Genomic DNA, 7,179 nt, shown 5'->3' on the forward strand with positions numbered 1-7,179 from the left:
GTTTGCGTATCTGTTACGTGATTGAGGCGAGGGGCTCGGAGGCCAGAAGATGTACATGACGCAGGGACTCCATCGCGGGCGCCAACAAGCCCCTGACAAGACGATGATCGTCGGGGGCGGGCGAGCCCAGAGTTTTCGGGAGGTGACCCGGCGGGTCGAGAAGCTGGCCGGTGGATTCGGTGAACTCGGGGTGGTATCCGGCGATCGGATCGCGATCCTGGCCCTGAACTCGCATTGCTATCACGAGTACCTACTTGCCGTTCCGTGGGCCGACGCCGTGCTCAATCCGCTCAATATCCGGTGGAGCGCGTCTGAGATCGGCTATGCCCTACGGGATTCCGGCACCAAGTGCCTCATCATCGACGACGCGCACCGGGAAATGCTCCCCGCGATCCGCGCGAACTGTGAGGATCTGTCGACCGTGATCTACTGCGGCGAAGATGCGCCCCCTGAAGGAACAGTCGGGTACGAGCAGCTGATCGCCGACGCCAGGGGAGTACCCGATGCGCGTCGTGGCGGCGGCGAGCTGGCCGGGATCTTCTACACCGGTGGAACTTCCGGGGAACCCAAAGGCGTGATGCTGTCGCACGGCGCGATCATGACTTCGTGGCTCGGCGCGGTCGCATCAGGCCATGTTTTCCGATCGCGGCAGGACAGCCGTTGTCTGCATGCCGCGCCGATGTTCCACCTGGCGGGCTTAACCGCTTGGGGTGTGACGACATTGCTCGGTGGTACCCATGTGGTGGTCCCGCGCTTCGAACCGAACGCGGTGCTGTCGGCCGTCGAATCCCATCAAGTAACCGACATCGCGCTAGTGCCGACCATGGTTCAGGCGATCGTCGACTACCCGGGGTTGGCCGCACTGGACCTGTCCAGCCTCCGTGCGATTCTCTATGGCGGATCTCCGATCCCCAAGCCGCTACTCGAGCGTGCCGGCGTCGCGATGCCGCGGGTCGCGTTCACCCAGGCCTACGGAATGACCGAACTGGCGCCGATTGCAACGTTGCTCGGACCCGAGGATCACGGCATTGCGGGGTTGTTGCAGTCGGCCGGCCGGGCCGCTCCCAACTGCGAGGTCTGCATCGTCGATGAGGCTGGGGAGGAAGTGCCGCGGGGAACCATCGGTGAGGTCGTCGTCCGTGGCGGCAACGTCATGCTCGGCTACTGGAACAAGCCCGATGAAACTGCCAAGGCCCTTCGCAACGGCTGGATGCACACCGGCGACGGTGGCCGCATGGACGAAGACGGCTACGTGTTCATTGTTGACCGGATAAAAGACATGATCGTGACCGGTGGCGAGAACGTGTATTCGGTCGAGGTCGAAAGCGCGATCGCCCGGAATCCGGCAGTGGCTCAGTGCGCGGTCATCGGGGTCCCCGACCCGGATTGGGGCGAACGGGTTCATGCGGTGGTCGTTCTGCAACCGGGGAACACGGCAACGCCGGAGGCTATCAGGGAAGATTCCAAACGGTACATCGCGGGCTACAAAGCCCCGCGCAGCGTCGATTTCGTCGAGTCGCTGCCGATGTCTGCGGCCGGCAAGGTCCTCAAACGCGAACTTCGCCAGCGATACCGGGCTGCGGTCGACTGCGGAGCCTAGCTGCGATCTACCACCGGTCTCAGATCCGTTCGATGGGAGCGTTCGCTGAGTCATCAGGGCCGTCAACGAAGTTAGCCTCGAATGGGGAATCCGGCGGCAACATGTCGTCGCCGAACATCTCGACAAAGAGCAGTGCCAGTTCCACGGCCAGGCGCCGCTTGTCTAGTGGAACACCGATCAACTCCTCGGCCCGCCGCAACCGGTACAGCACGGTATTCCGGTGCATGAAGAGTCGTTCGCTCGCCTGACGAGTATTGCCGCCCTCCTGAAGGAAGACCCGCAGAGTTTCCCGCAACTGGGCAGCAACTGCATTCCGGCAGGCAAGGTTGCCGAGCGTGCGGCTGACGAAGCGACGAGCCTCGTCGTAGTCGTTGGCCAGCAAGGCAACCGTGGCAACATCCGCATGCAGCGTGAGCGGAGGTGGCGAGGTCATGTGTGATGCGACGTGGCGGGCGCGCAGGGCCTGCTCGTGGCTGACCCGGAACGCGTCGTCGCCGTGGATGGTCTGCCCGGCGGCGACCAGGACCTCGGGGTTGTCGGGCTTACCGCCGGCATCGGCGAGCTTCTCGGCATCAATGTCGCCGGCGATCCATGCCCACATCGTGCAGGTGCCGGCCGGCAACATCAGCATCCGCGAAACGCCGGCGCCCGACGCCACAGCGGCCAGGCGTGTTTCGAGGGCTGCCAGCTGCCGCTCGACCTCACCATGCGAGGCCGTCCATGCCACTAGAGCCGTCTGTCGAGCGCGTAGGTCGTGGTCCAGCTGGCGGCTGGCATGGTCGATCGGTATGCGGTCGCCGCGTAGCAGGCGACCGACCAAGGCGGCACGGCGTGCGGCTTCGCCGCGCAGCCAGCGTTCTCGCTCCCGCTCGTAGTCGCCGACGAGTTGTGCCACGACGCGATCAAGGTAGATGTTCAATTCGTCGAAGCTGCGATGCAATGCCTCGATGAACACGAGCTGATCGCTGATGTGTTCGGCCAGGACATCCATCCACAGTCGCGAGAACAGGGTCTGCCCCACCCGGTAGGCCTGGATGAGTGACTCCAACGGAATCTGGCGGCGGGCGACTGCGGAGGCGAATGCCGTGACCTCCGCGCGGATCGGCACGTCTTCCGCGGTGTTCTCGGCCCTGAACACCGACAACATCGCTGCAACATTGCCGTAGGCGCTAGCCTCGACCTCCCGAACGAGGTCCTCGTCCTCGAAGAACTCGGGTACGGATCCGGCGAGCTGCTTGGACAGCTGCACTGTCACATCATCGAGGCGCGCCAGAAGATCTTGTGCGCAAACAATGATGGCCTCGTTAGCGGGGAGCCGGTCGACCACCGAAATCATCTTACCGGCCAACGAATCCCTGTCGGTCAGGTTGAACGATTCGTGGTAGCTGCCAGTCGTGGGGCCTGTCCGATATCCAGGCTTGTACGTGGCCGGCGTGCACGTCGCCGGCCCACACCGATCTCGCGCCGCAATGCCTTGAGGTAGTGATTGTGGTCGACTTGAACCGTGTGACGAGTGGAGTCGACAAAGCGCTTCCGCAGGGCGATCTGGTCTGCTGCGATTGCCCGGCGCATGTCTTCCGGGCTGGGCAATGCGCAAGTACCCGACAGCAGCTCGCCGATCCATTTGCCCTGCAACTCGGCGAGTGGCTGGATGGCGCCCAGCGGCTGGCAAAGCCCGACGAAGAACAGTCCGGGCCGGTCGGGATGCACGACTCGGTGGTAGAGCGCGATCTGATTGTCGGGCGCACAGACGTACGATTCATCGAAGAAGGGGAACGTGATGTTGTATCCCGTGGCGCAGATGATCAGGTCGACCTGCTCAACCGAGCCGTCGACGAACCGAACCTGATCACCTAGAAGTTCGGCGATTTGAGGCTTGGGCTGGATTCTTCCCAGTCGCAGTTCATCCATAATGCCGGCAGACATCGTCGGGTGCGCGTTGCCGAATGCATGATCGGGTACCGGGAGCCCGTAGTCCTGGCCGCGCCCGTTCACCAGCCGCATGAGTGCCCCGAGCATTATGCGTCCGAGTTTGTGTGAGGCAGAGTTCAACAGCCAATTGGGTGGTGCCATCCCGAAGGCGTACTTGGGCATGATGTGGGCGCCGCGCCGTACTGACAGATAAGTCTTGTCGGCGACATGGGCCGCCTCGCAGGCTATATCGACGGCGCTGTTGCCGATACCAACCACGGTGACCCGCTTGCCCGCCATGAATGCTGCGTCGCGGTACTCACGAGAATGCATGATCGTTCCGTCGAAGGTCCCGGGGAACATCGGTTCCGGCATTCGCGGATCCCAGTGGTGGCCGTTTGCGACCAACACGTAGTCGTAGTCTTTGGTACTACCATCGGACAGGTTCACCGAGAAGCCTCCGTCGGCGAGCGGGGCTACATGGGTGACCTCGGTTTGGAAGCTGATGTGCTTGTGCAGACCGAAGTGTCGCGCATAGTCGTCGAAATAGCGGGCGAAGTCCCAGTGGCTAGGGTAAGCGGGTAGGTCCGCGGCCATGGGGAAATCGTGATAGCCCATGTACGCCTTGGGTGCGTTGGAACTGAGCGTGCGGTACGCGGCAGCCGTCCCGCTGGGATTGTCGAAAACCCACAGGCCACCGACCCGGTCACTCTTCTCGTAACAGTCGAAGGCGATGCCCGCCCCCTTGAGACCGGCGCACGCGGCGAGGCCGGCCGAGCCGGCTCCGATTACGCAGGCGCGGGGATGACTGTTGGTCGGGTCGATCATCGTGCGGTCCTTTCAGAGAGAGACGCGAGGAACGAAATCTGGTCTGTGACCACGGCGTCGAAGGCCGAGCCGGTGTCGTAGACATCGAAGTGGCCGGCACCGGCATATTCATTCACCACAGCGTCGGCACGCCGGGCGGCCGCCTCCGCCAGGTCGGGTGGTGCGTTGCGATCGGCGGCTGCGATCTGCACGAGCATGCGACAGGTGATGCGGTCGGCATGCAGACCCGGTCGGTAGCGCGGTATCGCCAGCAGTACGCGTGCTGCGAACTCGTTGCGCCACAGTGGTGCATGCACTGCGATAGCCAGGTAGCCGGGAAGCGCGTCCGGCGTGGTGAGCATCGCGACACTGCGCGGCGTACCTGCTGCGGGTACCAACAGGGGAGGACGTCCAGTACGAGCCCTGATCGCATCTCGGATCGCGCTTGTGCCCAAGCGAATCGCGGCACCGGGCGGAACAGATCGGCGCATCCGCAGTGCCGACTTGCGTCCGTCGACGATCGGAGTCAAGGCGATGGCCCCGATGAGGTCGTGGCGTTGGGCGGCGACCGCGAAGACGTGGCCTCCCGAAAGCGAGGTACCCCAGACCGCAACGCCGCTAATGTGCGCCAGCCGTTGCGCGGAATCAATGGCCGCGTGGTAGTCCCGGAGCTGGTCGGGGAAGTCCACGACTTGCCGTGCTCGTCCTCCCGAAGCGCCGAACCCGCGGTAGTCGAAACACAAGGTGTCGATGCCGGCTTCGGCGAATCGCTCGCCGAAACCCACCAACCCGGCGTCCCGGGTGCCGCAGAAACCGTGGGCCATCACCACGCACGGTCGTGAGTCGGCACCGTCTGCGGCGTAGTGCCACGCCGCGATCGTGGCTCCGCCCACTGGAATCTGGATCTCGAAGCGCTTCATCGTCGCGCCTGGGGAGTGTTGGCGCCCGGCGAGGCGAGGAATCGGCCACAGGCCGCGCTGAACTCTGGTGTCCCGATGCAATGCAGTTGGGCGTCGAGCTCCGCGTCGAGGGTGTCCTCCCACGTCGGCCGCGCAGAGCCATCGATGATGCGTTTGGCCAGTCCATTCGCCGTGCGCGAACAAGTAAGCAATTCGTCGGTCAACGCCGCGGTGACTGCCGCCAGTTTGGTGACGGGTGCGACGCGGTTGGCGATACCGAGGCGGCCCGCGCGCGTCCCGTCGATCATCGCCGAGGTAAGGATCAGCTCCTTGGCTCTGCCAGCGCCGACGAGCGATGTCAGCCGGCCGGTGCCGCCGACGTCGGGCACCACGCCCATCCGGGTCTCGGGCAGACCAAGTGTCGCATCGGCAGCGACTACGCGCAGGTCGCACGCCAGCGCAAGCTCGAATCCCGCTCCGATTGCCCAGCCGTGCACGCTCGCGACGGTCGGAATCGGCAGCTGCTCGAGTCGGTCATAGGCCGCCACAAACGCGGAGCGGATCCGCCTGAGACCCTCGGGGGTGCTCAGCCGGGTCAGGGTGGAGGCGTCGATGCCCGAACTGAAGCCTGGGCCGTCGCCGCGGACCACGACGCACCCGATCTCACCGTCGGCCTCTAGTTCGGCGATCGCCGTGGTGAGGTCCTCGATGAGTTCCTCGTCAAGAGCGTTGCGCCGCTCCGGGCGGGCGAGCACTAGTTGCGCGACACCCTTGCTGCGTTCTAACCGGACGAGAGCCATGAGAGTAGCTAAGCGGGCAGATCCTCTGCGGGCCATGTCATGTGGCACAGAGATCGCCGGCGGTGTTGTGCAACCTCAACGAAGGCCCTCGTTGGCCTTCCCATTCTGGCGATGAACACCACAATGAGGCAGGACGGGCAGATATGTTCGGCGACAATTCGTTCCGCGAGAGGCGACATGATATCTGGCCGATTCGAAGGCAAGGTGGCGTTCATCACCGGTGCCGCCAGGGGGCAGGGCCGTGCTCATGCCGTGCGCTTCGCCCAGGAGGGTGCTGACATCATCGCGATCGATCTGTGCCGGCAACTCGACAGTGTCGCGTACGCGCTGAGCACGCTGGAGGACCTGGACGAAACCGTCAGGTTGGTCGAAAGTACCGGGCGGCGGATCATCGCGGAGCAAGCTGATGTACGAGACCTTGCACAGCTGGAAGTGGTGGTGGACAACGCGGTCGGCGAGTTCGGCCGGATCGACTATGTACTGGCCAACGCCGGTATCGGACCGGTGTTCGGCGACGAATCACGGCAGCTGGCTGCCTATCTGGATTCCATCGGTGTGATGCTCAACGGGGTCTACTTCACCATCGAGGCAGCGTTGCCGGCGTTGCTCCGGCACGGCGATGGGGGTGCTGTGGTGATCACGAGTTCAGCGGCCGGCCTCAAATCGGTCGGACGTGGATTCGCGACGAAGAGCCACGGCGGCGCCGGATACACAGCAGCCAAGCATGGCGTTGTCGGGCTGATGCGTTACTACGCAACAACACTGGCTGAACGTGGGATCCGAGTCAACTCGGTACACCCGACCGGGGTCGCCACACCGATGATCCAGAACCCCGAGGTTGAGCAGTACATCACCAAACACCCCGAGTTCGGTGCGGCGCTGGAGAATCTGCTGCCGGTGCCGATGGTGGAGTGCCTCGATGTGACCGAGGCGATGGTGTATCTGTGCTCGGACGCGGGCCGCTACCTCACCGGCGTCACGCTGCCGGTCGATGCCGGCCTGACGGCGAAATAGCTATGGGTCTGGGCGCGTACACCACACGCAATCTGTCCGACGAGTGTCGGCCGAGGGAGATGGAGCAGCTTCGATGACCGTTTTCGCACGCCCGGGGTCCGCGGGGGCACTGATGAGTTACGAGTCCCGCTACGGGAACTTCATCGGC

The 7,179-nt window shown here is 64.1% G+C and carries 7 protein-coding genes; 3 read left to right on the plus strand and 4 right to left on the minus strand.

The window, feature by feature from the left end; genetic code table 11:
* The first annotated feature begins 49 nt into the window (after positions 1-49).
* Positions 50-1,600, plus strand: coding sequence for an acyl-CoA synthetase (locus tag A5648_RS13095; protein ID WP_065024961.1), 1,551 nt, complete (start codon positions 50-52; stop codon positions 1,598-1,600).
* Positions 1,601-1,619: 19 nt separating this feature from the next.
* On the opposite strand, the gene A5648_RS13100 is transcribed toward A5648_RS13095, so the two are convergent.
* From A5648_RS13100 to A5648_RS13115, 4 genes are read right to left on the minus strand one after another with little or no spacing between them, the layout of a single operon-like run.
* Positions 1,620-2,927: a PucR family transcriptional regulator gene (locus A5648_RS13100; protein ID WP_165607342.1), complete on the minus strand. Its 1,308-nt coding sequence runs from the start codon at positions 2,925-2,927 to the stop codon at positions 1,620-1,622.
* A 35-nt stretch (positions 2,928-2,962) separates the two neighbouring features.
* The gene (locus A5648_RS13105; RefSeq protein ID WP_065024963.1) at positions 2,963-4,339 is read right to left on the minus strand and encodes a flavin-containing monooxygenase; all 1,377 of its coding nucleotides are present in this window, start codon (positions 4,337-4,339) and stop codon (positions 2,963-2,965) included.
* Positions 4,336-5,238 carry an alpha/beta hydrolase gene (locus A5648_RS13110; protein WP_065024964.1) on the minus strand — a complete coding sequence of 301 codons (903 nt, stop codon included), beginning with the start codon at positions 5,236-5,238 and terminating at the stop codon, positions 4,336-4,338. The genes A5648_RS13105 and A5648_RS13110 overlap by 4 nt, the downstream gene beginning before the upstream one ends.
* A complete protein-coding gene (locus A5648_RS13115; protein WP_165607343.1) occupies positions 5,235-6,017 on the minus strand; it encodes an enoyl-CoA hydratase/isomerase family protein in 783 nt (260 codons plus the stop codon). Before A5648_RS13115 ends, A5648_RS13110 begins: the two co-directional genes overlap by 4 nt.
* A 177-nt stretch (positions 6,018-6,194) precedes the next feature.
* Between A5648_RS13115 and A5648_RS13120 the strand changes: the two genes are divergently transcribed.
* Entirely contained in the window at positions 6,195-7,031 is an 837-nt protein-coding gene (locus A5648_RS13120) for a mycofactocin-coupled SDR family oxidoreductase (protein WP_065024966.1), read from the plus strand.
* A gap of 73 nt (positions 7,032-7,104) precedes the next feature.
* Positions 7,105-7,179: hypothetical protein (locus A5648_RS25095; protein WP_428844308.1), on the plus strand; the 75-nt coding region annotated here is incomplete at its 3' end.

The organism is Mycolicibacter sinensis, from assembly GCF_001673565.1.
Taxonomy (GTDB): domain Bacteria; phylum Actinomycetota; class Actinomycetes; order Mycobacteriales; family Mycobacteriaceae; genus Mycobacterium; species Mycobacterium sinense_C.

What these genes read in the sequence shown, in the direction of transcription:
- A5648_RS13095 (WP_065024961.1), top strand. Translation starts at nt 50, where the DNA reads ATGTACATGACGCAGGGACTCCATCGCGGGCGCCAACAAGCCCCTGAC.
- A5648_RS13105 (WP_065024963.1), bottom strand. Translation starts at nt 4,339, where the DNA reads ATGATCGACCCGACCAACAGTCATCCCCGCGCCTGCGTAATCGGAGCC.
- A5648_RS13110 (WP_065024964.1), bottom strand. Translation starts at nt 5,238, where the DNA reads ATGAAGCGCTTCGAGATCCAGATTCCAGTGGGCGGAGCCACGATCGCG.
- A5648_RS13115 (WP_165607343.1), bottom strand. Translation starts at nt 6,017, where the DNA reads ATGGCTCTCGTCCGGTTAGAACGCAGCAAGGGTGTCGCGCAACTAGTG.
- A5648_RS13120 (WP_065024966.1), top strand. Translation starts at nt 6,195, where the DNA reads ATGATATCTGGCCGATTCGAAGGCAAGGTGGCGTTCATCACCGGTGCC.